Origin of the sequence: Ottowia thiooxydans DSM 14619, from assembly GCF_000422885.1 — a bacterium.
Taxonomy (GTDB): Bacteria; Pseudomonadota; Gammaproteobacteria; order Burkholderiales; family Burkholderiaceae_C; genus Ottowia; species Ottowia thiooxydans.
Map to the genome: position 1 here is coordinate 129,396 of NZ_AUGX01000015.1, position 26,511 is coordinate 155,906.

Here is a 26,511-nt window from a genome sequence, read left to right on the forward strand (position 1 = left end):
CTAGAGGCAATCTGGAGCAGGTTTTTAGCCTGCCGGCAAGCTCGTGAAGACGGCAAGAGCTGGATTTTTATCAAGCAAACAAAAACCTAGGAGAACCATTTTGACGACAGCGAGCATGCAGGAATTTCTGGATTCAGTGACACAGCGCGATCCGCATCAGCCCGAGTTTCTGCAAGCCGTGAAAGAGGTCGTAGTCAGCCTCTGGCCGTTCCTGGAAAAAAATCCTAAGTATCGCGAGTACGGCGTATTGGAGCGCTTGGTTGAGCCAGACCGCGCCATACAGTTTCGAGTGAGCTGGGTGAACGATAAAGGCCAGACACAGGTCAATCGTGCGTTCCGCGTGCAGCACAGCATGGCCATTGGCCCCTACAAGGGCGGTATGCGCTTTCACCCGTCGGTCAATCTGTCGATTCTCAAATTCCTGGGTTTCGAGCAAACTTTCAAGAACGCATTGACGACTCTGCCCATGGGCGGTGGAAAAGGCGGTTCTGATTTTGATCCCAAGGGCAAGAGTGACGGCGAAGTCATGCGTTTTTGCCAGGCTTTGATGACTGAGTTGTACCGTCATCTCGGCCCCGACACTGACGTCCCTGCGGGTGACATCGGCGTGGGCGCACGTGAAGTTGGCTTTATGGCGGGCATGATGAAAAAGCTGGCAAATGACGCCAGCAGTGTTTTCACTGGCAAGGGCATTGCCTTTGGCGGGAGCCTGATGCGCCCGGAAGCCACTGGTTACGGCACGGTGTATTTTGCGCAGGAGATGCTGCGCCGCAAGCAGATGGGCTTTGAAAACCGCAGCGTCAGCATTTCCGGCTCTGGCAACGTGGCTCAGTACGCCGCAGAAAAGGCCATGGAGCTGGGCGCCAAGATCATCACGCTTTCAGATTCTGGTGGCACCTTGGTGCACGAGGCCGGTCTTACTCCCGGCATGCTCGAAGACATCATGGAATGGAAGAACGTCAAGCGTGGCCGCTTGAGCGACTTCTGCCAACTGCACAAACTCAATTTCGAAGCTGACAAGAGCCCTTGGCATGTCCCCGTCGACATTGCGTTGCCGTGCGCTACGCAAAACGAACTGGACGGGGCCGATGCCAAGCACCTCATCGCCAACGGCGTTGTGTGTGTGGCCGAAGGTGCCAACATGCCCAGTACATTGGATGCGGTGGATCACTTCCTGGAAGCTGGCACGCTGTATGCGCCTGGCAAGGCCAGTAACGCCGGTGGCGTGGCCACTTCCGGTCTCGAAATGAGCCAGAACGCCATGCGCCTTTCATGGTCGCACAGCGAAGTGGATTTGCGCCTGCACGAGATCATGAAAGACATTCATGGCAACTGCGTGCGCCACGGCGAGCGGACAGATGGCAGTGTCAACTATGTTGAAGGTGCCAACGTGGCCGGCTTCGTGAAGATCGCCGACGCCATGCTGGCGCAAGGCGTGCTCTGATCTTTGCGCGCACTACTTGAAAAACTAAGCAAAAAGTCTTTGGAGTGTCATGAACTGGCTCGATGAAATCCGCTGGGATGCCCAGGGCCTTGTGCCAGTGATTGCACAGGAGCAATCTTCAGGCGACGTACTCATGTTCGCCTGGATGAACCGCGAGGCGCTTGCCAAGACCGCCGAGACGGGGCGTGCCGTGTATTACAGCCGCTCCCGCGGCAAACTCTGGCCCAAGGGCGAGGAGTCCGGCCATGTGCAGACTGTGCATGAGATCCGCATGGATTGTGACAATGACGTCGTGCTCCTCAAGGTGACTCAGCTCGGTCATGAGCCTGGTATAGCCTGTCACACTGGTCGCCATAGCTGTTTTTTCCAGAAATATGAAAAAGAGGCCTGGGTCTCGGTCGAGCCGGTCTTGAAAGACCCCGCATCCATCTACAAATAAGGGCATGAGTTCAGAAGACACCCTGGCGCGTTTAGCCGCCGTCATCGAAAGCCGCAAGCCCACGGCGGGGGGCGACGCGTCTTCCAGCTATGTGGCTCGGCTGCTGGCCAAAGGCCCTGACGCCTTCCTGAAGAAAATTGGAGAGGAAGCCACAGAGGTGGTGATGGCTGCCAAGGATGCAGATCACGGGGGCGAGCCTGCCAAAATCGTCTATGAGGTGGCCGATCTCTGGTTTCACAGCATGATCGCGCTCGCGCACTATGGTTTTTCACCTGATGACGTGGTGAAGGAGCTCGCGCGCCGTGAAGGTGTCAGCGGTATTGAGGAAAAAGCTTTGCGCAAGGCCCTTGCGCGGGACGCCGACGAAAAAGGACCCAAGCCATGAGTAAAGACATCATCGATGTGCAGGCGATCAGCTCCGAACGCAACCAGTCGCTCAAGACCTGGGGGTGGGTGAGCTACATACTGCATCTCATCGTCGCCGTGGCTGCCGTGGTGCCTGGCGCGCAGGTCAGCATCGGGCTTTTGGTCGTCGCGCTGATCATTGATCTCGTGAAAAAGGACGACGCTGCCGGAAGCTGGCAGGAAAGCCATTTCAGCTGGCGTATCCGCTCGGTGCTGTGGGCTGGGGTGCTCTACCTCGTGACGTTCCCACTGTTTTTGCTGCTCTATATTCCCGGAGCCATTGCCTGGGCCATCATTTCCTTGTGGTTCCTGTACCGCATCGTTAAAGGGATGATGCGTATGAACGCCGATCAGGCGATCAATGCCTGAAGGCAGCCCGGCCCGGCCGGCCGGTGGCCGGCATCGGCACCAGAGCAAATCTGTCAATTTGGCACTCCAGGGGGGCGGCTCGCATGGCGCATTTACCTGGGGCGTGCTTGATGCGCTTTTGGAAGACGGGCGCGTCGATTTTGATGGCATCAGCGGCACCAGTGCGGGTGCCATGAATGCGGTCGTGCTGGCTTACGCGTTCGCCAAGGCGGAGCTGGATGGCCTGGAGGGTCAGGATGCGCGCGAAGCCGCTCGGCAAGCGCTCGCGCGCTTTTGGGATGGCGTCGGGGTGATGGGCACCTTCATGGCCGGCTTGCCCTTGCCTGGCGCCCAAGCGATGGCCAGTATGTTCACGCAGTGGTTCTCTCCCTCCCAGGTCAATCCGCTTGGCCTCAACCCGCTGCGCAATCTGCTTGAGCGCGAAGTCGATTTCGACCTTCTGGCCAGGCACAGCCGCATCAAGGTGTTCGTGACCGCTACCAACGTGCGTACGGGGCGTGGAGAGATTTTTAGTGGGGCGCGTTTGTCCGCAGATGCGGTCATGGCCTCAGCTTGCCTGCCCAGCGTATTCCAGGCTGTGCAGATAGACGGCGAGCACTACTGGGATGGGGGATATTCCGGGAATCCGGCGATCTACCCTTTGATCTATGAAACCGAGTCATGTGATGTCGTGCTCGTGCAGATCAATCCCGTTGAGACGCCTTACGTGCCCGGCGCGACTTCGCATGAGATCATAGAGCGGGTCAATGAGATCACCTTCAATGCGCCGCTTCTCGCTGAAATTCGCGCCATAGAGTTTGTGCGGCGTCTTCTGGCCGAAGGCCGGATCGATCCCGCTCGCTACAAGAACGTGCTGTTGCACCGGGTAGACGGCGGCGCTGCTCTGGCTGAATTCGGCTCTACTTCCAAATCACGTGCCGACGCGCCCTTCATACGCCGGCTGTTTGATCTTGGCCGTACCACCGGCGACAACTGGATCAAGCAGCACTTGCATGACGTCGGGGTACGATCCAGCGCGGAACACACTCATCGATCATGAACACCCCTCACGACCCCAATTGCATCTTTTGCAAGATCATCGCCGGCCAGATTCCATCCAAAAAAGTCTATGAAGACGATGAACTGTTCGCCTTTCATGACATTGCTCCCTGGGCGCCAGTGCATTTCATGATTGTGCCCAAGGCACATATCCCCTCCATGGCGCACGTTGGCACTGAACATGAGGCTTTGCTGGGCCGGCTCATGGTGTTGGCGCCCAAGCTGGCGATGGAGCAGGGCTGCCGGCCCTATCCGGAAGGCGGGTTTCGTATCGTCACCAACACAGGCGCTGAAGGCGGTCAAGAGGTGCATCATCTGCACGTTCACGTGATGGGAGGTCCGCGCCCCTGGTTGCGCGGGTAAGCTTTTGAGGTGAAGATGCCTCAATTAAAACGACTATCGAGCCCTCGGGGAACCCTAATGGGTCTGTCGGCGTCTAAAATCTACTGATTCGCAAGGAGAATTTGCAATGGGTTCCTTTTCTATCTGGCATTGGCTGATCGTGCTGCTGATCGTGGTCATGATCTTTGGCACCAAAAAACTGAAAAATATGGGCACCGACTTAGGCGGTGCTGTGAAAGGCTTCAAGGACGGCATGAAAGACGGCTCTACCGAAGCTGATGGCACGAAGTCACCAGCCGGTCAAGTCGCCAACGCAGCGGCCGAGAAGACCACCATCGACGTGCAAGCCAAAGAAAAGAGCTGATCTTTCCTTTTAGGCTCCGGCGCCTGAGCTTTGGCAGCGAACCCGCTGCCTGCTCGCTGCCTTACGCTGAAATCAAACCTGTATGCTAGATCTCGGCATTTCCAAGATGGCGCTCATCGGCGCGGTGGCGTTGATCGTCATCGGGCCGGAGAAGCTTCCACGCGTGGCGCGTACCGTTGGCACTTTGTTGGGCAAAGCGCAGCGCTATGTGTCTGATGTCAAGGCCGAGGTCAATCGCGCCATGGACCTAGATGAACTCAAGAAAATGAAGGAAACGGTGGAAGATGCCGGCCGCGAGGTCGAAAAAAGCATCCACTCTACCCAATCCGATTTTGAAAAAGAGTGGTCCAGCGCAACCTCAGGCCTGGAAAATTCTGAAGGATCAGACAGTAGCGCCAGCACCCACAGCTGGGAGCCGCCTCCACCTTCGTACAAAAATCCAGGCAAGAAGTGGCGTGTGAAGCGAGGTGCCACGCCTCAGTGGTACAAGCAGCGTCATGGTGTGCGCCGCCAAGCGCAATCAGGGGCGGCGCGTGTGGCGCGCTATCGACCCAAGATTAAATAGTAGAAAAATGGCGGTTGAATTTACGTTTCCAAGCGTCAATGACCGGCGGTAGATCCCGCGATCTCCATTCGTAATTGACGCCGTGAAGCGGCGAAGTCATCTGTTGTAGGTAAAAAACCGAGATGTCCAACCCCAAGCCCGAATCCGAAGACGAACTCGCAGGCACCGAGCAGCCTTTCGTCACGCATTTGATGGAGCTGCGCGATCGGCTTATCAAAGCTTTGCTGGCAGTCGGGGTGGTGGCCGGGGTTCTGGCGTTCTACCCAGGCCCTGGAGAGCTCTATGACTTGCTCGCCCAGCCGCTGATAGCGAATTTGCCCGCGGGCGCGACCATGATCGCCACATCGGTCATTTCGCCATTCATGGTGCCGCTGAAGATTCTGCTCATGGCGGCCTTTCTGATTGCATTGCCGGTCGTGCTCTATCAGGTGTGGGCGTTCGTGGCACCTGGCCTGTATATGCATGAGAAGAAGCTGGTGCTGCCACTGGTGGTTTCCAGCACCGTGCTGTTCTTTTCGGGGGTGGCGTTTTGTTACTTCTTCGTGTTTGGCAAGGTATTTGCCTTCATCCAGCAATTTGCGCCCAAGAGCATCACGGCGGCTCCAGATATTGAGGCGTACCTGAGCTTCGTTATGACGATGTTTTTGGCATTCGGCCTGTCGTTTGAAGTGCCGATCGCCGTGGTCGTTCTGGCCCGCATTGGCGTAGTGACCATTGCGCAGTTGAAACAGTTCCGCGGCTATTTCATCGTTTTGGCATTCGTGATCGCTGCCGTCGTGACGCCGCCCGATGTGGTTTCCCAGTTGGCGCTGGCGATTCCAATGTGCCTGCTGTACGAAGTGGGTATCTGGGCGGCGCAATTGTTTATCCGGCATACCAAAAAGCCTGAAGACGCAGAGGAAGGCGAGAAGGCTGCTGATGTGGTGAAGCAAGATTGAGAGCCTGAAGGCCCGGCTGCTTTTGTCCAGTATTCGGCCAAGGCTCCTCTGCTTAAATTGATAGGCAAGCTGCTAATGGGGGTCGAGCTCGGCCTGTCCTGAGGTTCCAGGGTATAGCCCAAGCGAGAAGTGGCTTAAAAAAATACCGTTCGGGCCTGTCGAAGCCTTGCGCGGCACTTCGACCTCAGCGTGAACGGTTCAATTTTTTTAGATCCGCGCCTAGCCCGCGAACATCCATCATGGCGTTCCTAAACAGACTGTTTGCTCGGAGGTTGCGAGCCAGTCTGACGGACAAATGTTTTGAGTTGTTTTGAGAGCCGCCCCCGCTCCTTTGGCAGAGGCCCCTCAGAGTGCAGCTCTCAACGACCTTGCTGCTGGCGTGGCCGTGGCCGCTGCGTAGGGGTCACACTGGCCTGGACCTGCTCGCCACGCCGCTGCAGCGTGAAATCCGATGCTTGGCCCGGAACGAGTGCCGCGATGCGCGTCAGCAGCTCAGAAACCGTGCGTACGGGTTCTCCACCCACCTGGGTGATCACATCGCCCGGCCGCAGGCCTGCTTGCGACGCGGGTGCTCCATTGAGCACACCCGTCACGATCACCCCTTGAAGGGTGTTGGCGCCAAAGGTCTGTGCCAGCTCGGGCGTCAGCTCTCCTGGCTCTATGCCGATCCAGCCACGCACCACCTGGCCATTTTTGACAATGCTTTCCATCACCTGTTTAGCGGTGGAAACCGGGATGGCGAAGCCTATACCCATGCTTCCGCCGGAACGTGAATAGATGGCGGTATTAATCCCCATCAGATTTCCATTCACGTCGATAAGGGCTCCGCCTGAATTGCCCGGGTTAATGGCGGCATCGGTCTGTATGAAGTTCTCGAAGGTATTGATCCCCAGCTGGTTGCGCCCCAGGGCGCTGACGATCCCGCTGGTCACGGTCTGTCCAACCCCAAAGGGATTTCCAATGGCGAGGACTCTGTCGCCCACCTGAAGGTGGTCTGAGCTGCCCAAGACCATCACCGGAAGCTTGTCCAGATCGACCTTCAGCACGGCCAGATCGGATTCCGGGTCGGTACCGATCACCTTGGCCGGCGCGCGGCGTGCATCGGCCAGCAGTACCTCAATCTCATCAGCGCCCTCGACCACATGGTTGTTGGTTAGCACATAGCCTTGCGGGCTCATGATGACGCCTGAACCTAAGCCGGCTTGCTGTTGTTCGCCCTGGTCGCCGAAGAAAAAGCGAAACCACGGGTCCTTCGCGTTGGGATGGCGCGAAGTCTTGCTGGTGTTGATGCTGACCACCGCAGGTGCAGCGCGTTTGACTGCCGCGCTGAAACTGCCTTCCGCTGTGGTGCCGGCGACAGGGGCTGGCGCCTCCAGGATGGAAACCGTGCCCACGCTGTTCGCCGCACGGCCCAGCCACTGGGGCTTGAGTGTGCCAACGACAAAATAGGCGGCTAGCAGCACAGTGGCCACTTGGGCGAACAAAAGCCAAAGACGTTTCATGAAGAGCCTGATGACGGCGTATTGAATGCGGAGCGCAAACAATTGTAGGCTGAGGCTGACAGCTTTTTGAACACCTGCCAAGTGAACCTCGTTTGACCGGCGTGATCACCGACAATGGATTCCATGTCTGAAACTTTCCCTACTGACCGCACCGCCCTGGTGGCTGCCTGCGATGCCGAACTGCAGCCTGAGCGCTTCAAGGACTACGGGCCCAACGGCCTGCAGGTGGAAGGACGCGCTCAAATTGGAAAGCTGGTGTCCGGTGTGACAGCCAGCCGAGCCCTCATTGAAGCCGCCGTAGAGGCTGGCGCTGATGCCATTCTGGTCCATCACGGTTTGTTCTGGAGAGGGCAAAACGGCACGGTCACCGGTTGGATGAAAGAACGCCTGCGCCTGCTTCTGGCGAACGAGATCAATCTGCTGGCCTACCACCTCCCGCTCGATGCACATCCCGTGCTGGGCAATAACGCTCAATTGGGCAGGGTTCTGGGCCTGCAGGCCACCGGGCGTTTCGGCGAACAGGATCTGGGCTTCATTGGTGGCCGGGCAGATGGCGAAACTTTTGCCGACGCCGACGTACTGGCTTGGCAACTGGAGCATGCCCTGGGTCGCCCGGTAGTGGGCATTCACGGCAAACGCCAGGCCATCGAAAGAGTGGCGTGGTGCACTGGCGGAGCGCAGAGCTATTTCGAGGCGGCCATCGCGGCCGGCGCTCAAGCCTTCATCACTGGCGAAATATCCGAGCCACAGGCTCACTTGGCGCGCGAGTGCGGTGTCTCTTTCTTTGCGTGCGGCCACCATGCTACCGAGCGCTACGGAGCGCCAGCGCTGGGCGCCCACGTGGCGGCGCAATTGGGTATTTCGCACGAGTTCATCGATATCGATAATCCCGCGTGATCCCGCCTGGATTTTCCGTGCGCGAGAAAGTGCGCTAAACCAAATGACCAAGAACCTACGAGAGCTGCCCCTGGCCATCACTTTGGGCGATGCTGCGGGTATCGGGCCCGAGATCATCGCCAAAGCCTTCCAGGAAGCACCTGAGTTGACGCAGGGCTGCTTTGTGGCTGGTGACGTCGCAACTGTGCGCCGTGCGGCGCGCATCGTGCAAGGGGACCATGGAGCCAGCTTGTCCGTGGCCGTTATAGAGGCACCCCTTGACGCTCGGAACGTTCCTCCGGGATGCATTCCTGTGCTGCAGATCGTGGAGCCAGCGCCATTGGTCTTGTTTGGCGAGGTGAGCGCTGCTGCGGGAAAGTTGGCCGGTGATTGCGTGTTCTGGGCTGCGCGCGCGGCACTCCGCGGTGAGGTGGCCGCTGTCATCACCGCACCGTTGCACAAGGAGGCTCTGGCCGCGGCGGGCGAGCCTTACACGCGGTTTCCTGGCCATACCGAGCTGCTGCAGGCAGAAGCCGCCTCGCATCTGGGTAAGCCCGTCCAGGACGTGCCAGTGCGCATGATGCTGGCCAATGATGAGTTGCGCACGGTGCTGGTCAGCATTCATCTGTCCCTGCGTGACGCCATTGAAAAGGTCACCCTGGAAAATATTCTTCAAACGTTGCGCATCACGCATCAATCTGTGGGTGCTGCGCTCCAGAGGCCACCCCGCATCGGGGTGGCGGGGCTGAATCCACACGCGGGGGAGGGCGGGCTTTTTGGGCGTGAAGAAATCGAAATCATCGCCCCTGCCATCTCAGCGGCGCGGGCAGAGGGGATCGATGCACTCGGGCCTTTCGCGCCCGATACCGTGTTTATGCGTGCTCGCTCCACTTCCCAGCGCGCGGGCGAGTTCGATGTAGTGGTAGCCATGTACCACGACCAGGGCTTGATTCCGGTGAAATACCTGGGCGTGGAGCAGGGCGTGAACGTCACGCTTGGTTTGCCCTTCGTGCGTACCAGCCCTGACCACGGAACCGCGTTCGATATCGCCGGCAGCGGCCGGGCAGACCCTGCCAGCCTGATGGCCGCCATTCGCATGGCACGCCAACTCGTCCCTGAATAAATTCGCCTAGTGCGGATCTCGGATGCCCTGCCGCCGCGGCGTAAAGCCGATTCCGCTGTTTCGCCAGAAAGGCGGCGCTACGTGTGTGTAGCGCAACGCTGAGAAAAAAATTAGCGTTTCAGACTATCCCGAATCTCGCGCAGCAGTTGAACCTCTTCCGCGGGAGCTTCCGGTGCGGCAGCGGGTTCTTCGTTTTTCAGACGGTTGATCTGCTTGACCATCAGAAAAATGATAAAGGCCAGGATGACGAAGTTCACCAGGATGGTAATGAAATTACCATAGGCGAAAACGGCGCCCAGCTTCTTGGCTTCGGCCAAAGCCATGCCTGTAGATTGACCCGCCAACGGGATGTAGTAGTTGGAAAAGTCCAAGCCCCCTATCAACTTACCGATGATGGGCATGATCAAGTCGCCCACGATCGAATCGACGATTTTGCCGAAGGCTGCGCCAATGATGACGCCCACCGCCAAGTCCATGGCGTTGCCCTTGACCGCGAATTCCTTGAACTCCGAAACCATTCCCATAATTGCCCTCTTCTGTGAAAGTTGATGATCGCGCAAGTATTGTCAGGCGTTGATGCTTGTCAACCCCGGCGTGCGAGAACGGGCACAGACATTCCCTCCTGTTCATGACCTCGATTGGCTCCGCTACAATCGCGCGTTGACCGTAGTGTCATGAGTTGGAAGTTCATGGGAGCAATTCCGCCGAAAATCGGCGCCATGCAGCGTTCAAACCCTTGCAGTGCTTGTAAGTATTGCTATGGTTTGTATATTGGCTGGGGCTGATTCAGGCAGTTTTTCCCGGCCAACTTCCAGTTTAAAGACGCTGGTGTCGCGACATTACATACCAAGAACATACCCATAGGACAGCCATGAGTGACGCTCCGTCCAACACATTTACCCCCGTTCCCCTCGATGCCAGCAAGCGCACGTGGTTGATCGCCTCGGGTTGTGCTGGTGCCGTGGGGGCTGGCTTTGCAGCCGTGCCCTTCGTATCCAGCATCCTGCCCTCGGAAAAAGCCAAGGCTGCCGGGGCCGCTGTGGAAGTTGATATCAGCAGTATCAAGCCCGGCGAAAAAATGACCGTCGAATGGCGCGGTAAGCCAGTCTGGATTCTTCGGCGCACACCGGAGATGCTGGCCAACCTCAAAAAGACGGACAGCGAGGTGGCTGATCCCAACTCGGATCGCACAGCCTTTCCTACGCCGGAATATGCCAAGAACGAATGGCGTTCCATCAAGGAAGAGTTCCTTGTGGTGGTGGGCATCTGCACGCACCTGGGCTGCTCGCCAGTCGATCGCTTGCAAACGGGCCCTCAGCCCTCGTTGCCAGACAACTGGGAAGGCGGCTTTTTCTGCCCCTGCCATGGTTCCACCTTCGATTTGGCGGGCCGTGTATTCAAGAACAAGCCGGCACCAGATAATCTCGAAGTGCCCCCGTACATGTACCTGTCAGACGCCAAGATGTTAATTGGCGAAGACAAAAAAGCTTGAAGAAGGTAGAGGCGGGACATGGCTGAATTCAAGGAAATCTCTCCCAACGCGCCTATTGGCGCCAAAGTGGGCAACTGGTTTAACAACCGTTTTCCGACGGCGTTCGCGGAATACCGCAAACACATGTCGGAGTACTACGCACCGAAGAACTTCAACTTCTGGTACTTCTTCGGCTCACTGGCCATGTTGGTGCTGGTGATCCAGATCGTCACCGGCATTTTCCTGGTGATGCACTACAAACCAGATGCTGCCAAGGCATTTGAGTCAGTCGAGTACATCATGCGTGATGTACCGTGGGGCTGGCTCATCAGGTACATGCACTCCACAGGGGCTTCGGCGTTCTTCGTCGTGGTTTACCTGCACATGTACCGTGGCTTGATCTACGGCAGCTACCGTAAACCACGCGAACTGGTGTGGATTTTCGGCTGCGCGATCTTCCTGTGCCTGATGGCTGAGGCCTTCATGGGCTATTTGCTGCCATGGGGCCAGATGTCCTACTGGGGCGCGCAGGTGATTGTGAACTTGTTCTCCGCTGTGCCTTTCATCGGCCCTGATCTGGCGCTGCTGATCCGTGGAGATTACGTGGTGGGTGATGCCACACTGAACCGCTTCTTCGCGTTCCACGTCATCGCTGTGCCGCTGGTGTTGATCGGCTTGGTGGTTGCTCACTTGTTGGCACTGCATGATGTGGGCTCCAACAACCCGGATGGCATTGAAATCAAGGCGGGTCCCAAGGGCAACCGCTGGTCGCCTGATGCGCCTGCGGATGGTGTTCCTTTCCATCCTTACTACTCCGTACACGACATCGTTGGCGTGAGCGTATTCCTGATGATCTTCTTCGCTGTCGTGTTTTTCGCGCCAGAGATGGGTGGCTACTTCCTGGAGTACAACAACTTCATTCCGGCAGATCCGCTGGTAACACCATCGCACATTGCCCCTGTGTGGTATTTCACGCCGTTCTATTCGATGCTGCGGGCCACCACTGACCTGATGGTCAATGTGCTCTCCATCATCATTGCGCTGGCTGCAGTACTGACTTTCCTCAAGAGCAAGTCTTCGATGGTCATAAAAATAGCCATCGCTGTGGTGGCTCTGGTGGCTATCGTCCTGCTCAAGACCTTCGATGCCAAGTTCTGGGGCGTGGTGGTCATGGGCGGCGCGGTCATTATCTTGTTCTTCCTGCCATGGCTGGATCACAGTCCTGCCCGCTCCATCCGCTACAGGCCTGATTGGCACAAAGTGCTCTACGGCGTTTTTGTGGTGTGGTTCATCGTCCTCATGATCCTTGGAATCATGGCGCCCGGCCCCATCTTCAGCACCCCTTCTCTCAGCTGGATGACCAACGAACTGGTCGCTATGGTAGGAACTATTTTCTACTTTGGATTCTTCCTGCTCATGCCGTGGTGGAGCCAAATTGGCGAGCCTAAACCTGTGCCTGAACGTATTACGTTCAACCCACACTGAAGCCGCTGGAGACGCCAAAAATGAACTTCTGCAAGAAACTGGTCTTCGGCCTGCTGCTCGCTGTTAACCTGGTCGCCGGCGCACATGCCGCATCGGCAGGCATCCCATGGGATAAAGCCCCTGGTAAAACAAACGACACCGCCTCGTTGCAAAATGGCGCGAAGTTATTCGTTAACTACTGCCTGAGCTGCCACTCTGCGGCCTTCATGCGCTACAACCGTCTGACCGACATCGGTCTGACCGAGCAGCAAATCAAGGACAACCTGCTGTTTTCCACCGAAAAAGTGGGCGACACCATGAAGGCGAACATTGATCCGCGCCAAGCCAAAGCCTGGTTCGGTTCCAATCCACCAGACCTGACCTTGATCGCACGTTCGCGTGCTGGTTCTGGCGGTACTGGCGCTGATTACATCTACACGTTGTTCCGCAGCTACTACCGTGATTCCAGCCGTCCTCCAGGCTGGAACAATCTGGCTTTCCCGAATATCGGTATGCCGCATCCCCTGTGGGAATTGCAAGGTGAGCGCAAGCCCATTTTTGAAACCCGCCAAGAGCACGGTCATGAAGTCCATGCTTTCACCGGGCGCTGGGAGCAAGTCACTCCCGGCACGATGACGCCACTGCAGTACGATAAGGCGGTGGGCGATCTGGTCAATTACCTGCAATGGATGGGTGAGCCAGGTCAAAACAAGCGTGTGAGTATTGGCGTTTGGGTGCTGATGTTCCTGCTTGTGTTCACTTTCATTGCATGGCGCTTGAACGCGGCGTACTGGAAAGACGTCAAGTAAGTTTCATTCTTCGACCGGCTGTCATGGCTGGTTCGACACAGAGTGGGGGGGCGCCGGTAGCGGCACCCTCTCCACTCTTTTGGTTTTAAGGAGCCTCTCACCATGATGGTGCTGTATTCAGGAACAACCTGCCCCTTCTCGCATCGCTGCCGTTTCGTCTTGTTCGAAAAAGGCATGGATTTCGAGATCCGTGATGTAGATCTTTATAACAAGCCCGAAGACATCGGCGTGATGAATCCGTATGGTCAGGTTCCAATCCTGGTCGAACGTGATCTGATTCTGTATGAATCGAACATCATCAACGAATACATCGACGAACGCTTCCCTCATCCCCAGTTGATGCCCGGCGATCCAGTCGATCGCGCGCGCGTTCGCCTCTTCTTGCTCAACTTCGAGAAAGAACTGTTCGCGCATGTCAGTTCGCTGGAAAATCGTGCCATCAAGGGCAACGATAAAGTGCTTGAAAAAGCACGCTCGAATATCCGCGATCGCCTGACGCAAATGGCGCCAGTGTTTCTCAAGAACAAGTACATCCTGGGCGACAACTTCTCCATGCTCGACGTCGCTCTGGCGCCGCTGCTGTGGCGCCTGGATTACTACGGCATTGATCTGTCCAAGAACGCGGCTCCGCTGCTCAAATATGCAGAGCGCATTTTCTCGCGCCCTGCGTACATTGAAGCGCTGACGCCTTCCGAAAAGGTCATGCGCAAGTAATGCGCAGATAGGATACTTTGCCGATGATGAGCGCGCTCGATTCCACGTCCACGCGGCCGTACTTGATACGGGCGCTGTACGAGTGGTGCACTGACAATGGCCTGACTCCCTATATCGCCGTAGTGGTCGATGAGAGAGTGCAGGTCCCGCGTGAGTTTGTGCAAAACGGCGAAATTGTTCTGAACATCAGCTTCGATGCCACCAGCTCTCTTAAGCTGGGCAATGATTTTGTTGAGTTCAAAGCTCGCTTCGGTGGAGTGGCACGTGAAATCATCGTGCCCATGGACCGCATCATCGCTATCTATGCACGTGAAAATGGGCAAGGCATGGCGTTCCCGATCGCAACCCCGGGTGCCGCGCCAGTGGAAGAATCAGCCAGCGATAACGGCGAAACAGATGGCTCGGTGACTGCACTCGTCGCGCCAGAGCCCGCTCGTGGTGGGATTCAACTGGTGCCAAGTCCGGAGCCTGAAGGCACGCAAGACACAGACCCGGAGCCGCCAGCTCCAGCGTCGCCAGGAAAACACAAACGTCCTGCACTAAAACGCATCAAGTAGAGATTTACCCTCTATTTCCAGGTTAGAATGCTAGTTGGTTCGCCGCTTTAGCTCAGTTGGTAGAGCACCCGCCTTGTAAGCGGTAGGTCGTCAGTTCGAATCCGACAAGCGGCACCATTTGACTATCTAAAATAGTCAAAAGAACCTTCCGAAACCCGCATGCTTCATAGGCATAGCGGGTTTTTTGTTGCCTTGCATCTTCCTGTGTGACTGACGCACGGGCAAATGAGCGTCCCGCTCGCGAAAACCCCCTCTCAGAGACGCTCGTATTCAGCGTGGTCTGCTGACTCGTTAAAGATGGAGCGGTCGGCCCGTCTACATGTTTGAATTAGTTATCGAATGGGAGGGCTAAGCGATATATACTTCGCATGCGAAATAATTTAAGCAGCCAATGTCATGCCAGCACGACCACGTCTCCTTCATTTGATCAACAGCGCACAGCGTCGACTGCAACTGTGGACGGCATCAGAACAGGATCGGTATACATCCGCGGATGGCCCGGCACCTTCACCGGCGCAAGGTGGCGTGCTTTTTGTCCTGCTAAAAAATGACGGCGCCACGATGGGCGAGCTCGCCAAGGAGCTCGATCTGGTGCCGTCAGCCGTTTCCGGATTGGTGCAGCGAATGGAGGCGCTTGAATGGGTCAGGCGCAGACCTTGCGTAAAAGACGCCCGCACACAGCGGGTCTGGATTCAACCCCTGGGCAGCGCTCAGTTGCCCAGCTTGCGCGAGGCCCTCGGCCGGATCAACGCTCAATTGACGGCCGGCTTTAGCGAGGCAGAACTTCAGACAGTGGTTCGATGGCTCGAGCACGTGAAGAGCATAGACGCCATCTCCGCTAGTTCCGCTAGTCCCCCCAGTGCAACCGAGCATCGCCCCAAATGACCAACTTCAAGAATATCGCCAATCAAGACGCTGAAGTCGTTGAGATCGTCTGCGCTGATGGGCAACTGCTGTGCGGACACTTCCTTCGCGCGTCGCCGGTTGCAAGCGGGTTGCCGGTGTTGCTGTCTCCAGCCACAGGTGTGAAGCAGCATTTCTATCTGCGCTTCGCGCGCTGGTTGGCTGATCAAGGCCACAATGTGCTCGTGTTCGACTATCGCGGCATAGGGCTTTCGTTGCGCGGGCCTTTGGCGAACTGCCGAGCCACATTAGCGGAGTGGGGTCAGCTTGACCAAGTGGCGGCAGTGGATTGGCTTGTAGCGCGTACGGGCGTCCCGAAAGTTGTTTTGATCGGACACAGCGCGGGCGGCCAGATGATCGGATTGTTGCCGAACCACGAAAAAGTCGCGCGGCTGGTTGGGGTGTCGGCCTCCACCGGTTGGCTCAAGGGCATGCGGCTGGCCTTCTCCATGAAGGCACGCTTGGGCTTGCTTCTATTGGTGCCGCTTGGCATCCGTCTGAAGGGCTACGCTCCTACATCTGCTTTAGGCCTCGGTGAAAACCTGCCTTCTGAAGTTGGGCGCCAATGGGGCCAATGGTGCGCGGCTGGTGGCTATGCCACCAACGCCGTACGCCGATTGCCCGAAGAAGACTTTCATGCAAGCGTTCGGACACCACTCACGCTGCTTTACGCCGATGATGACGACATCGCAACCCCGAGCACAGTCAGCGACCTGCTACGCACGCTCCCTCACGCGCCAAGCGAGGTGGTGCAAGTGAACCCCCGCGCGTATGGTTTGGACGCGCTGGGACATCTCAACTGGTTCCGTCAATCGCATCAATCTATATGGAGGCTGATCGCGAGCGCTGTACGAGGCGAAGAATTGCAACTTCGCCAATAGATCGATTGGCCGATTGATCTGGGAGATGTGCGTGTCAGAGGCCGTTCATTGAACGGCCACCACTGAGGGCGTTAATCAGTCGCGATATGAAGTGTCCACTCGGTCCGCCATGCGCAGATAAGCTGGCCATTCATCGCGGGTACCGAAATTGGCAATGGCCTCCCATTGAAGTGCTGCGTGTTCGCAAATCTCCGGTGAAGGAATGCGGATCGGTGAACCTGTGGCTTCCAGCAGCAATTGGGTGCGGCAGGATGTGATGAGGTAGAGCATGGAGGTCAACGCCTCCACCATCGTGCTTCCACCGGTGAGCAAGCCGTGGTTGTACATGATCATGGCTTTGTTGCTGGGACCGAGATCGCTCGCGATGCTTTCGCGTTCGTCCAAGTCCTTGGACATACCCTCGTACGCGTGATATGACAGCCGGTTGTAAAAACGCATTGCCCCCTGATTGATGGGTAGCAACCCTTTGTCATGGGCTGACATCGCCATACCGACCTCTGTGTGTACGTGTACGGTGCTGTTCAAGTCACTTCTTGCCTGCAGCACTGCCGTGTGGATGGTGAAGCCTGCAGTGTTCACGTTCTCGGCTTCAGTCGTCATCTTCCCGTCAATACGAAGCTTCAGGAGGTTCGATGCCTTGACTTCATTGAAGAGCAAATTGTGCGGCTTGACGAGGAAGAAGTCGGGCTGGCCGGGTACTCGCAACGTGGCGTGGTTATAGATGAGGTTGGTCCAGCCGTAGATATCAATGATGCGGTGGGCCGCAGCCAGGTCGACCCGAGCCTGCCACTCGGCGCTGTCCACGTCTTCACGGCGAATGTGGGGTACACGAAGCTCGGCAAGGGGATCTACCGCATTGGAATTTGTAGTGTGCATTTCATTCACCTTTGATGCCCAGGTCACTGATCAGCTTGGACCAGCGGGCGCTGTCCTTGCTAACGATGCGCACGAACTCTTCGGGGGTGCTCCCCGCGGGCTCAAATGCCTGTTCACGGAGCTTGCGAGCGATCTCCGGGTCTTTGAGGGTGGCAACCATGGCCGCGTTCAGCTTTTCCAGAATGGGCTTGGCGGTACCTGCTGGGGCGAGCAGGCCAAACATCACTGTGACATCGTAGCCAGGAACTGACTCACTGATCGTCGGCACATTGGGCAAGGCCGCGAAACGTTGGCTACCGGTGACTCCGAGCGCTCGCAGTTTGCCGGCCTTGATGTGAGGCAGATTGGTGGGTACGCTGCCAAACAGCATTTGCACTTGGCCGCCCAGCAGGTCGGCGGTGGCGGGGGCGCCGCCTTTGTAGGGGATATGAACGAAGTCTGTCTTGGTCGATGCCTTGAGAAGCTCGGTCAGCAGCTGCGGAGGACTTCCCGCGCCGTATGACGCGTAGTTCAGACTACCGGGCTTTTCTTTGGCAAGCGCCAGCAATTCCTTGAGGCTATTGGCTGGGACGGAGGGATGCACGACGAGCACCTGCGGAACCGCCGCAATCATGGTGATGGGCGCGAAGTCCTTGATGGAATCGTAGGGCAGTTTCGAGTACAGCCAGGGGTTGATGGACAGTGTGGAGTCGGTGGTCATCAGCAGCGTATAGCCGTCATTCGGCGCTTTGGCCACGCTATCCGCGCCAACGATGGTGTTGGCTCCGGCTTTGTTTTCTATGATGACGGGCTGACCCAGCATCTCTCCGAACTTGGGCGCTATCACGCGAGCAAGGTTGTCGGTGGCGCCTCCCGCTGGAAATGGAACCACCATCTTGACGGGGCGTGCGGGGTAGGCCTGCGCCTGTACGAGCCCAGGTGCGAGCGCGGTCATGGCGAGAGCCAGTCCTAAGTGGCGAGTAACGCACAGTCCTCGTAGGGCTGCGAAGGATTGCTTGACGGTTTTCATGTTGTTTTCAATCGTGGATGTTGGTTTTGGTGTCGCAGCAGTGCTGTCTGCAGTCTTGCGTCAGCAGAAAGGGTTCAGACCCTGGCGTTGCCATGTAGCGTGCAAGGTGGGCGAGCGAAGGTGCCCTAACCAGGCTGCGGCCGCTTCATCGTCGCGAGATCCATTGAAACGGGTAAGTTGGTAAGTGATGCTCGAGCTGAATTCGGTAGGCAGCGCAAGAATGTGCAGCTCGTCGAATTCGAGCAGTTCGGCGAGTTGTTGGAAGCCGAGTTCGGCACGAGCAGTCCGCAGCACCTCGCCCACCAGTTCCCCAGGTGCAGGCAGCACGGCTTTTGAACGAACCGCATCGCCGATGCCTAGCTCGTCGGCTATCCGAAGGAAGTGGCGCCCGCTCTCGGCCATGCTGTAGCTCACAGACCGAACTGACAGCAGCAGCGTTCGCACGTCGCGGCGGTCAGCGAGTTCGGGAGGAGGGCCGCCCGTCCATGCCATGGCCGTAGGCGAGCGCAACAAGTTCACAGTCGTACCCTCACGCAAAACGCCTTGCGCGATGAGCTGCTGCGTCAGGCCTTCGGGTCCCAGGAACCAGTCGCCGCTGTTGTCACGCAAGGTTTTCACAAGTACCGAGCCTGCCCCAATGATGGCTACCGCGGGATGCCTTTGTGCAGTTTCAGCATTGGCCACCACCATTTCGATCGCACGGCGGGTAGCCAGTGTGCTGACGATCTTTAGCGGGATCATGTTCGCATGGGGACCGGCACTGACTTTTGTTGACATTGGCGATTGGACTTTAGGCGTGGATAGGGTAGTGCGGGAGACTTGGTTCAGTGTTCCATGACCGTGCGGAAAAGGCGCATGAAGTTGTCGTAAGCCACAGTCTGTATCTGGCTTTGATCCAGACCGAGGCCACTCAGTGAGGACAACATTTGTTGTTGCTCTTCCATGCTGTTGATCGGGTAGAGCCATGGCCAGGTGCCATACACCTCGGGTTTGCGACCAAACTCCTGGTAGCGCTCCGCGGGTTGGTCATGTATGAAGTCAGATCCGATACCCACATGTTCGTATCCGATGCGGTCGACCGCGTATTTGATGTGCGTGACCACGTCAGCCATGGCCGGCTTCTGGCCTGGCATAAGCACGACCGGTGGAAGGTAGGTGATGCCGAGCACACCATGGTTGACTTTCAATGCGTCCAGCACGGCATCACTTTTGTTGCGGGCATTTGGGCAAACGGTGAAGCAGTTTGCATGGGTGACCGCGACTGGCTGCTTCGAGTACTTGATCGCATCCAGTCCGCTCTGGTCGCCAACATGCGATAAGTCGATCACGATGTCCAGCTCGTTAAGAACTGACACCAGTTCACGTCCCAGCGAGGACAAACCCGCGTTGGCTTGCTCCGCGCAGCCATCGCCATAGAGATTACGAATATTGTGTGCAATCTGTATCACACGCACGCCCAGGTCCTTGAAGAGTGATATCAAGTTGAGGTCATGCTCGACACCTGGAACGTTCTGGTAGCCCATCACGATAGCCAGCTTGTTGGCCTTCTTGGCGCGTTCGAAGTCTGCGAACTCTTCCACGAGCATGACTTGCGAGGACAAGCTCCTCAGGTGCTTGCGGTAGTTGGCCAGTTGATTGAGCGAATGGCGCAGGTCGGGTACCGGATTGATGCCATGAAAATTGTTCAGCGTAATGTGAACGGCGGTTACACCGTTGGCTAGGCAGGCTTCGGCATAGGGGGCTGTCATGCGGGCGCCATTGAGCAGGTCGAAAACTTGGTACATGTGAGGGGTTGCTCCAGGCCGGATTTAGAGAACGGTTGTCAAAAGTAGGGGTGGGAGGTAATGAATGGTCCGCACTGCGGAATACTCATTCGGGAAATTTACATTTCGCTGGATGCCTGGATCAAGTGTTTTGAGAATGGTCCATAATTTGGACCATTTATGGCGAACCTCAGCTGACTATGACCACTCAGACCTTAGACCGCGCTATCGCGTTGTTGCGCCTCCTCGCCGCCTCCCCTGAGGGGACTCGGCTCGTTGATCTGCAGGCTGCCACAGGCTTGACCAAGCCAACGGTGCATCGCATTCTTGATACGCTGTGCCATCACGACCTCGCCGCGCGTGATCCTGCTAGCCGCCGGTATGCCTTGGGGCCGGAGATCTCGCTGTTGGCGGCCAGCGTGGCCACCTCGCGTATAGATCTGGTGGAACTCGCCCGTGAACACATGTTGGAAGTCGCCCATCGCACTGGAGACACCAGTTTCTTGATGGCTCGCTCGGGGTTCGACACCGTTTGCCTGGACCGGCAAACCGGCTCATACCCTGTTAAAGCCTTTACGGTGGACGTGGGTTCGCGCCGCCCGCTGGGCTTGGGAGCTGGCGGAATCATTCTGCTGGGTACGCTCGACGATACGATGCGTGAGGCTGCCTACCAACGCGTGCATGAGTATCTCAAGCCGCTTCACCGTGTCACGGTGGCGCAGGTTCGCGCTGCAGTGGAGCAAGCTCAGCGAAAGGGCTATGCACTGAGCAATGGCTTCGTCGTGGAAAGTGTGGGCGGAGTCGCCGTGCCCATCATGGGGCCGGATGGCAAGGTCGTCGCCTCGATGAGCGTAGCCGCGATCAAGGAGCGCGTGGGGCCGCGGCGGCTGCCGCAAGTGCTGAGCATCCTGCAGTCGCACGCCAAGTCGATCGAACAGAGGCTGGCAGAACGAATAAAGAAAAAAAGTTCCACATATTGAAATATCTGGAACTCCACTATTTGGTGCTAGCCCGCAAACCGTTCAACCCCCGACATGCGCCGACGGCATTCGTACGTTGGTGTTCACCATGGAAACCCCCACTGCGCCCACTTGTGAGACTGACCTGCGCCCGGCTTCGTCTCACCGCCTCGGTCTCACCTTGCTTTTGACGGTCGATGGCTATGGCTGTCTGAGCTGGCTCACTCAGGCGAGAGCGGCACAGTGCTGCGCTATGGCTTGCCGCAGTTTTATAGCCTAAAGACCAGAGTGCTAACTCCTGCGGGCTTTGCTTTTGGGCCAAGCCTGCTTCGTTCAGGCGGGCGCTTGGGCTCCAGTGTCGCGGTTCTCACGCTTGGCCAGTCCTGCCTTCAATAAGGCTCGGCCGGCAAAGGCGTCCCCTGCAACTTCCAAGTCGAAGCGTTCACCATCGAGCCGGCGCAGATCTGAGAGTACGGCGTCGGCTTCATCTTCGGTGGCGCCGGTGGCCAGCATGGCTTCGTAGCTCATCTTCATGGCTGATTCGAAGGTCTCGCGCACCACCACATCAGCGCCATCGGTCTTGACCAGTTCGACCGCATGTTCGCGATCGAAGGCGCGTACCAGCACGCGGGCGTGCGGGCATTCTTCCCTCACACTCTGAGCGATGCGGGTTGCGGCGGCTTTGTCATCCACGCAGACCAAGATGGCATTTGCATTGTGTGCGCCTGCGGCATGCAGAACATCGGACCGACCGCCGTCGCCGTAGTAGACCTTGAAGCCCAGGTAGGCATGTGCGTCTCGGATGACCTGTGTGTCGTTGTCAATGATGGTCAGCGTCGCGCCGCGCGCCAACACACCTTGACTAGCGATCTGGCCTACACGGCCGAAACCGATCACCAGCACACTGGCCTGTCTATCATGCGCCGCTTCCACGCCCTCCATGGACACCACCGCGCGTGGACCGAATCGCCGGTGCACCAGCACGACCAACGGCGTCAGCGCCATCGAAAGCACCACGATGGCGGTCATGTTGGCATTGACCGTGGGGTCGATCACACGTGCGCCCAGGGCTGCAGCAAACAGCACAAAAGCGAATTCGCCACCTTGTGCCATCAGTACAGCCCGGTCGAGCGCGTCAGCGTGCGAGCTCTTGGCCAAACGTGCGACGCCGTAGATGCACAGTGCTTTGGTGGCCATCAGCGCCAGCACGCCCGCCACGATCAGTTGCCAATTGGCGGCAACCACGCTGAGATCCAGCGACATGCCCACGCCCAGGAAAAACAGCCCCAGCAGCAAACCGCGGAAGGGTTCGATGTCAGCCTCCAGTTGATGCCGGAAGGTCGACTCGGACAGCAGCACGCCGGCAAGGAAAGCGCCCATGGCCATGGACAAGCCACCCAGTTGCATCAGCAGCGCAGCACCCAACACCACCAGCAGCGCAGCGGCCGTCATCACCTCACGCGCTTTCGCGTTCGCCAAGATACGGAAGAACGGGTTCAGCAGCCACACGCCTGCTGCCACCAGCGCGGCGAGTGCACCCAGTGCCAAGCCTATCGTGCCCCAGCGTGAGGGAGCCACTGCGGTGGGGTCGAGCGCTGGAGGTGCGATGAAGGCCACAATGGCCAGCAGCGGGACGATCAGCAGGTCTTCGAACAGCAAGATGGAGACCATACGCTGCCCCCGTGGTGCGGCGATATCCCCGCGCTCACCTAGCAACTGCATGACGATGGCCGTCGAGGTGAGTACAAAGCCCATCGCGCTCACGAAGGACACAGCCAACGAATAGCCGAAGCCTATGCCTACCAGCGTGAGCAGAATGCCGCAGACCAGGCACTGAAGGCTGCCCAGGCCAAAGATCTGGCGTCTCAGGCTCCACAGGTGCGAGGGCTGCATTTCCAGCCCGATCACGAACAGGAACATCACCACGCCCAGCTCGGCCACGTGCAAGATGGCTTGCGGATCATTGAACAGCTGGAGCCCGAACGGGCCGATCGCCAAGCCGGCGGCCAGATACCCCAGCACCGAACCGAGGCCGATTTTCTTGAACAGCGGGACGGCCACTACGGCGGCGCCCAGCAAACTTACGACCTTGATCAGATCGCCCGCGCTTCCTTCGACAGACATGAGATTAACCTTGAGAAAGTTTGTTCGCCGCGATGGCGGGCCGACATGGCGCTCCTGACTACCAGCCCCAGGCGCGCGGCACGGGCGCTCCGCAGTCACCCGAACATCACGTAGCGCTTGAGCGACAGTGCTTAATCTGCGAATAGTAGCTGGATAACGGGGCACTCCGCCGGGCAGGCGTGCAGGTGGAGTAGGTCAGTGTTAAATATTCTCAAAAAAAAGCCCGTATGCAACATGCATAGCGGGCTTTGCGAGTTCTCTGACACCAGGGGCGTCTTAGAGTCAGGCCATTAATCAGGCCATTGATCGGTCCATTACGCCAAAGCCGTCCTTCGAGCCATGGCCTCCATCCGGCCGCAAGCGTCCTCCAGCTCGCGAACCAAAGTTCTCATCAGTTCGCCGGCAGGCTCCAAAGTCTTCACAAGCCCAGCAGATTGGCCGGCTTCGACTTTCCCCCACGCCACATCTCCGTCAAGTGCGGCTTGTTTGAGCGTGCTTTTCTTGAACAGAGCTTCGTATTCCTCTTTGCTAACGTCGCGCTGCTCCGCATCGAAAATCGCCTCTGTGAATGCATTGTTCAGCGCTCGTACGGGCAGGCTGCGGCGGCCAACCAACACGGCGTCTGCTGCGCGGGCGTTCAGAACTGCCTCTTTGTAAGCCGCATGCACGGTGGCTTCTGGTGTCACGAGGAAACGGGTACCCAGTTGCACGGCATCCGCGCCAAGCGCGAGGAGCGCGGCGATGCCCCAACCATCGGCCACTCCACCGCCCGCAATGACGGGAATGGAGACCTCACGCAGCACTTGGCGCACGGTGACTAGCGTGCTGACCCCGCTCACAGGCGGATGCCCACCTGCTTCCGCGCCCACGACGACCAGCGCGTCAACTCCCGCGGCCTCAGCTTTGAGCGCATGTTCAAGCGTAGAGACCACGTGGATCCACTTGGCCCCATATTCGCGAAAGCGCGGCAGATGCGCCTTGGGCCCACCTTGAGACGCAATGATGACGGGAACCCGGTGCTCATACATCACATTCAAGATGTCATCCACCTGTGGCCGATACAGAGGGATGTTCACCGCGAACGGCTTGCTCGTGAGGGCTGACATCTCATCCAGGACCCCTTTGAACGCCTCGACGTACATCGGCCCGGCAGCGATGACGCCCAAACCTCCTTCGTTCGAAACCGTAGCGGGTAGCGCCGCACTGGAAGAGGCCCAGCTCATCCCGGCTTGTACGATCGGATGCTCGATTCCGAGCATTTCGGTGATTCTTGTCTTCATCTGAAGCTCTCAATTCAAAGGGGATACGGGGAGCGTAGAACCTGAGCGCCTACGGAGCGCACGGGCAAATTAGTCGAGCCGGATGCCGGATTCCTTGATCAGACGAGCGTAGGCGTTGCGCTCCTCATCTACCAACTGGGCCAGATCAGTGCTGGAGCCGGGAAGTGCAATGTTTCCGGTAGAGGCAAACTGGTTCTTGAGCTTGTCTGAGCCGAGTGCGCGTTGGATGGCAGCGTTCAGCGTGGCAACCACTGCAGGAGGTGTTCTTGCAGGAGCGAACACGGCGAACCAGTTGCTGGCAGAAAAACTGGGCACGCCACTTTCCGCAATGGTCGGAATTTCAGGAAAAAGCGGTTCTCTGGATTTGCCGCTGGAGGCCAGGGCTTGTAGGGCCCCGGCGCGGACCTGCCCCAACACCGTGGGCACGGAATCAAAGAGCAGGTCGATGGTGCCTGAGCGCAAATCAGTGAGCGCGGGGTTGGTCCCCTTGTACGGGATGTGTCTCAGTTGGATGCCCGCCGCTCTCTGGAAGGCTGCAGCGGCCAGATGCGTGTTGGAGCCGTTGCCTGCGGAGCCTATGGTGAGCTTGCCGGGGTTCTGGCGCGCGAAGGCTATGAGCTCTTGAACAGTCTTGGTTTCAAGCCCGGGGCGGCCCAGCAGCAGGTATGCGAAACGCGCTACGCCACCCACCGGCACGAAATCCTTCTGCGGGTCGTAAGGCAGGTTAGGCATCAAGACGGGGTTGATGACGAACGTGGCGGCGCTTCCCAGCAGCAAGGTATAGCCATCTGGCTCGGCGGAGGCCGCTTGCTGGGCGGCGATGATTCCGCCGGCGCCAGGTCGGTTTTCGATGATCAGCGATTGCCCAAGAGGCCCTCCGATTTCCTGGGCCAGCGCGCGCGCCACGAAATCGCTTCCACCGCCTGCGGCAAAACCCACGACCAGCTTGGGAGGTTTTACAGGCCATTTGGGTTGGGCCAAAAGCGCGGGGCTCGAAAGGGCGGAAGCGGCAAGCGCTGCGAATGCACGGCGGTTGAGATGAGGCATGTGGATCATTTCTTTAAGTGGGGCGCTGGGAATCGGCAGGGCGGTGGGCCCGGGCGATCCCGCGTGTGATCAGGTCTTCGATATGAGTGGGTGAGTAACCGAGTTCACGCAAAACTTCCTCCGTCTGTTCGCCGATATGCGGTGCGTGATGCCGCAGCTTCGCTTCAAAGCCGGACATCGAAACAGGAACATTGATCCGCTTGATGCGGCCTTGGGAAGGGTGCGTGTCGTCCTCAATCAGACCCACATCACGCAGATGAGGGTCTGCGAGAAGGCTTTCCAGGGTATGGCACGGCATGATGGGAACGTCATGGCTCAGCAGGCGTTCCATCAGTTCATCTGTACTGAATTGACCCACAACATCCGCGCGGGCCGCGAAGAATTCCGATACGTGCTCTATCCTTGCCAGCGAGCTTGAGTAACGCGCGTCTTCCGCCAAATCATTTCGTCCCAGGGCTTCGAACAGGCGTTTGACCTGGGAGTCCGTATTGGTCGTGATGCAGACGTAGCCGTCCTTGGTCTTCACCGGCTTGGCATTGGCATCGAGCAGCCGCTGATCGCCTAGTGGGCCGGTGGGAGGGTCGAAGGTGTGTCCATACATATGTTCACTGAGAAGCAGCGCTGCGAAACTCTCGAACATCGGAATTTCGAGCGTCCGCCCCATGCCATCTCTCTGCCTGGCGAAGAGGGCGGCGAGCACCGCGTTGGACACAATGAGGCCTGCCGTTCTATCGACCACCACATACGGCACATAGCGCGGCTCTGCCCCATGGCTTGCGAACAAGCTGGCCAGTCCGGTTCCGCCTTGCAAGATCGAGTCGTAGGCGGGCCTGCCGGCATAGCGCCCCTTGCTTCCAAAACCAACCACCGAGGCATGAACCAGCGTGGGATGGCGTTTGCACAAGGTTTCGGCATCCAGGCCCAGGCGCGCCAACGCCGCTGGTCTCATGTTGTGCAGGAAAACATGCGCGCTATCGACCAGCTTGAGCAGCGCTTGCCGGCCTTCCTCTTGCTTGAGATCCAGGCAGAGGCTGCGCTTGTTGCCATTCAGATGCAGAAACTTGCCTGGCATGCCAGGGGTGGGCGAGCGTCCGCAGATCCATCGAATGACGTCGCCGGAGCGCTCTTCCACCTTGATCACATCGGCACCGTAGTCCCCCAACACCTGAGTGGCATAGGGGCCTACGACGGCGGAAGTCAGATCAACGATGCGAATGCCGGCCAGCGGCGCGGATGTGTTTGAGGTCAC

29 protein-coding genes and 1 tRNA gene are annotated in these 26,511 nt (G+C 58.0%); 20 read left to right on the top strand and 10 right to left on the bottom strand.

The annotated features are described in order from the left end of the window. The first annotated feature begins 100 nt into the window (after positions 1-100). The 9 genes from gdhA (at position 101) to tatC (ending at position 5,904) form a co-directional block, all read left to right on the top strand. Positions 101-1,444, top strand: a complete 1,344-nt coding sequence (gene gdhA, locus G518_RS0114935) for an NADP-specific glutamate dehydrogenase (protein WP_028603244.1) — start codon at positions 101-103, stop codon at positions 1,442-1,444. A gap of 49 nt (positions 1,445-1,493) precedes the next feature. After that, the gene (gene hisI / locus G518_RS0114940) at positions 1,494-1,883 is read left to right on the top strand and encodes a phosphoribosyl-AMP cyclohydrolase (protein WP_028603245.1); all 390 of its coding nucleotides are present in this window, start codon (positions 1,494-1,496) and stop codon (positions 1,881-1,883) included. 4 nt (positions 1,884-1,887) lie between these two features. Further along, a complete protein-coding gene (locus G518_RS0114945) occupies positions 1,888-2,268 on the top strand; it encodes a phosphoribosyl-ATP diphosphatase (RefSeq protein ID WP_028603246.1) in 381 nt (126 codons plus the stop codon). Next, on the top strand, positions 2,265-2,657 hold the full coding sequence (locus tag G518_RS0114950; protein ID WP_028603247.1) for a DUF4870 family protein: 393 nt from the start codon (positions 2,265-2,267) through the stop codon (positions 2,655-2,657). Before G518_RS0114945 ends, G518_RS0114950 begins: the two co-directional genes overlap by 4 nt. Beyond that, positions 2,650-3,696, top strand: a complete 1,047-nt coding sequence (locus G518_RS0114955) for a patatin-like phospholipase family protein (protein WP_028603248.1) — start codon at positions 2,650-2,652, stop codon at positions 3,694-3,696. The genes G518_RS0114950 and G518_RS0114955 overlap by 8 nt, the downstream gene beginning before the upstream one ends. Next, a complete protein-coding gene (locus tag G518_RS0114960) occupies positions 3,693-4,058 on the top strand; it encodes a histidine triad nucleotide-binding protein (RefSeq protein WP_028603249.1) in 366 nt (121 codons plus the stop codon). Before G518_RS0114955 ends, G518_RS0114960 begins: the two co-directional genes overlap by 4 nt. A 106-nt stretch (positions 4,059-4,164) precedes the next feature. Next, positions 4,165-4,401: a Sec-independent protein translocase subunit TatA gene (gene tatA, locus G518_RS0114965; RefSeq protein WP_028603250.1), complete on the top strand. Its 237-nt coding sequence runs from the start codon at positions 4,165-4,167 to the stop codon at positions 4,399-4,401. Positions 4,402-4,483: 82 nt separating this feature from the next. Then, complete coding sequence (tatB, locus tag G518_RS0114970; RefSeq protein ID WP_028603251.1) at positions 4,484-4,966, top strand: Sec-independent protein translocase protein TatB; 483 nt, start codon at positions 4,484-4,486, stop codon at positions 4,964-4,966. Positions 4,967-5,088: 122 nt separating this feature from the next. Then, positions 5,089-5,904, top strand: a complete 816-nt coding sequence (gene tatC / locus G518_RS0114975; RefSeq protein ID WP_028603252.1) for a twin-arginine translocase subunit TatC — start codon at positions 5,089-5,091, stop codon at positions 5,902-5,904. Between the two features lie 359 nt (positions 5,905-6,263). Here the strand turns inward: tatC and G518_RS0114980 are convergent, their stop codons facing one another. Beyond that, a complete protein-coding gene (locus tag G518_RS0114980) occupies positions 6,264-7,406 on the bottom strand; it encodes a trypsin-like peptidase domain-containing protein (RefSeq protein WP_028603253.1) in 1,143 nt (380 codons plus the stop codon). A 123-nt stretch (positions 7,407-7,529) separates the two neighbouring features. On the opposite strand from G518_RS0114980, the gene G518_RS0114985 reads away from it, so the two are divergent. Both G518_RS0114985 and pdxA read left to right on the top strand, forming a co-directional pair. Beyond that, the gene (locus tag G518_RS0114985) at positions 7,530-8,303 is read left to right on the top strand and encodes a Nif3-like dinuclear metal center hexameric protein (RefSeq protein ID WP_036594831.1); all 774 of its coding nucleotides are present in this window, start codon (positions 7,530-7,532) and stop codon (positions 8,301-8,303) included. Positions 8,304-8,346: 43 nt separating this feature from the next. Further along, on the top strand, positions 8,347-9,405 hold the full coding sequence (pdxA, locus tag G518_RS0114990; RefSeq protein ID WP_028603255.1) for a 4-hydroxythreonine-4-phosphate dehydrogenase PdxA: 1,059 nt from the start codon (positions 8,347-8,349) through the stop codon (positions 9,403-9,405). Between the two features lie 110 nt (positions 9,406-9,515). Here pdxA and mscL read toward each other — a convergent pair whose 3' ends face one another. Continuing rightward, positions 9,516-9,929, bottom strand: a complete 414-nt coding sequence (gene mscL, locus G518_RS0114995; protein ID WP_028603256.1) for a large conductance mechanosensitive channel protein MscL — start codon at positions 9,927-9,929, stop codon at positions 9,516-9,518. Positions 9,930-10,276: 347 nt separating this feature from the next. Here mscL and petA point away from each other — a divergent pair, with 347 nt between their 5' ends. From petA to G518_RS0115035, 8 genes are all read left to right on the top strand, one after another. Beyond that, entirely contained in the window at positions 10,277-10,897 is a 621-nt protein-coding gene (petA, locus tag G518_RS0115000) for a ubiquinol-cytochrome c reductase iron-sulfur subunit (protein WP_028603257.1), read from the top strand. Between the two features lie 18 nt (positions 10,898-10,915). Further along, positions 10,916-12,361, top strand: a complete 1,446-nt coding sequence (locus G518_RS0115005; RefSeq protein WP_028603258.1) for a cytochrome b — start codon at positions 10,916-10,918, stop codon at positions 12,359-12,361. 20 nt (positions 12,362-12,381) lie between these two features. Further along, a complete protein-coding gene (locus G518_RS0115010) occupies positions 12,382-13,149 on the top strand; it encodes a cytochrome c1 (RefSeq protein ID WP_028603259.1) in 768 nt (255 codons plus the stop codon). A 102-nt stretch (positions 13,150-13,251) separates the two neighbouring features. Then, positions 13,252-13,863: a glutathione S-transferase N-terminal domain-containing protein gene (locus G518_RS0115015; protein WP_028603260.1), complete on the top strand. Its 612-nt coding sequence runs from the start codon at positions 13,252-13,254 to the stop codon at positions 13,861-13,863. A gap of 23 nt (positions 13,864-13,886) precedes the next feature. Further along, complete coding sequence (locus G518_RS0115020; protein WP_028603261.1) at positions 13,887-14,420, top strand: ClpXP protease specificity-enhancing factor; 534 nt, start codon at positions 13,887-13,889, stop codon at positions 14,418-14,420. A gap of 41 nt (positions 14,421-14,461) precedes the next feature. Further along, a tRNA-Thr gene (locus G518_RS0115025) sits at positions 14,462-14,537 on the top strand. 279 nt (positions 14,538-14,816) lie between these two features. Beyond that, a complete protein-coding gene (locus G518_RS35275) occupies positions 14,817-15,305 on the top strand; it encodes a MarR family winged helix-turn-helix transcriptional regulator (RefSeq protein WP_051236724.1) in 489 nt (162 codons plus the stop codon). Further along, a complete protein-coding gene (locus tag G518_RS0115035) occupies positions 15,302-16,204 on the top strand; it encodes an alpha/beta hydrolase family protein (protein ID WP_036594780.1) in 903 nt (300 codons plus the stop codon). The genes G518_RS35275 and G518_RS0115035 overlap by 4 nt, the downstream gene beginning before the upstream one ends. 75 nt (positions 16,205-16,279) lie before the next feature. Here G518_RS0115035 and G518_RS0115040 read toward each other — a convergent pair whose 3' ends face one another. From G518_RS0115040 to G518_RS38500, 4 genes are read right to left on the bottom strand one after another with little or no spacing between them, the layout of a single operon-like run. Continuing rightward, positions 16,280-17,080 carry a class II aldolase/adducin family protein gene (locus tag G518_RS0115040; protein ID WP_084651844.1) on the bottom strand — a complete coding sequence of 267 codons (801 nt, stop codon included), beginning with the start codon at positions 17,078-17,080 and terminating at the stop codon, positions 16,280-16,282. 1 nt (position 17,081) lies between these two features. Further along, positions 17,082-18,089: a Bug family tripartite tricarboxylate transporter substrate binding protein gene (locus tag G518_RS0115045; RefSeq protein ID WP_051236726.1), complete on the bottom strand. Its 1,008-nt coding sequence runs from the start codon at positions 18,087-18,089 to the stop codon at positions 17,082-17,084. A 60-nt stretch (positions 18,090-18,149) separates the two neighbouring features. After that, positions 18,150-18,866, bottom strand: coding sequence for a substrate-binding domain-containing protein (locus G518_RS38495; protein ID WP_084651846.1), 717 nt, complete (start codon positions 18,864-18,866; stop codon positions 18,150-18,152). Between the two features lie 47 nt (positions 18,867-18,913). Further along, positions 18,914-19,873, bottom strand: coding sequence for a dipeptidase (locus G518_RS38500; RefSeq protein WP_051236730.1), 960 nt, complete (start codon positions 19,871-19,873; stop codon positions 18,914-18,916). A gap of 179 nt (positions 19,874-20,052) precedes the next feature. On the opposite strand from G518_RS38500, the gene G518_RS35290 reads away from it, so the two are divergent. Further along, complete coding sequence (locus G518_RS35290) at positions 20,053-20,832, top strand: IclR family transcriptional regulator (protein WP_051236732.1); 780 nt, start codon at positions 20,053-20,055, stop codon at positions 20,830-20,832. A 312-nt stretch (positions 20,833-21,144) separates the two neighbouring features. Here the strand turns inward: G518_RS35290 and G518_RS0115065 are convergent, their stop codons facing one another. The 4 genes from G518_RS0115065 to G518_RS0115080 all read right to left on the bottom strand — a co-directional run bounded on the left by G518_RS0115065 (position 21,145) and on the right by G518_RS0115080 (position 26,511). Further along, complete coding sequence (locus tag G518_RS0115065) at positions 21,145-22,935, bottom strand: monovalent cation:proton antiporter-2 (CPA2) family protein (RefSeq protein WP_028603265.1); 1,791 nt, start codon at positions 22,933-22,935, stop codon at positions 21,145-21,147. A 314-nt stretch (positions 22,936-23,249) separates the two neighbouring features. After that, positions 23,250-24,215, bottom strand: a complete 966-nt coding sequence (locus tag G518_RS0115070; protein ID WP_036594783.1) for an NAD(P)H-dependent flavin oxidoreductase — start codon at positions 24,213-24,215, stop codon at positions 23,250-23,252. 69 nt (positions 24,216-24,284) lie between these two features. After that, a complete protein-coding gene (locus G518_RS0115075; protein WP_028603267.1) occupies positions 24,285-25,262 on the bottom strand; it encodes a Bug family tripartite tricarboxylate transporter substrate binding protein in 978 nt (325 codons plus the stop codon). 13 nt (positions 25,263-25,275) lie between these two features. Then, complete coding sequence (locus G518_RS0115080; RefSeq protein ID WP_028603268.1) at positions 25,276-26,511, bottom strand: CaiB/BaiF CoA transferase family protein; 1,236 nt, start codon at positions 26,509-26,511, stop codon at positions 25,276-25,278.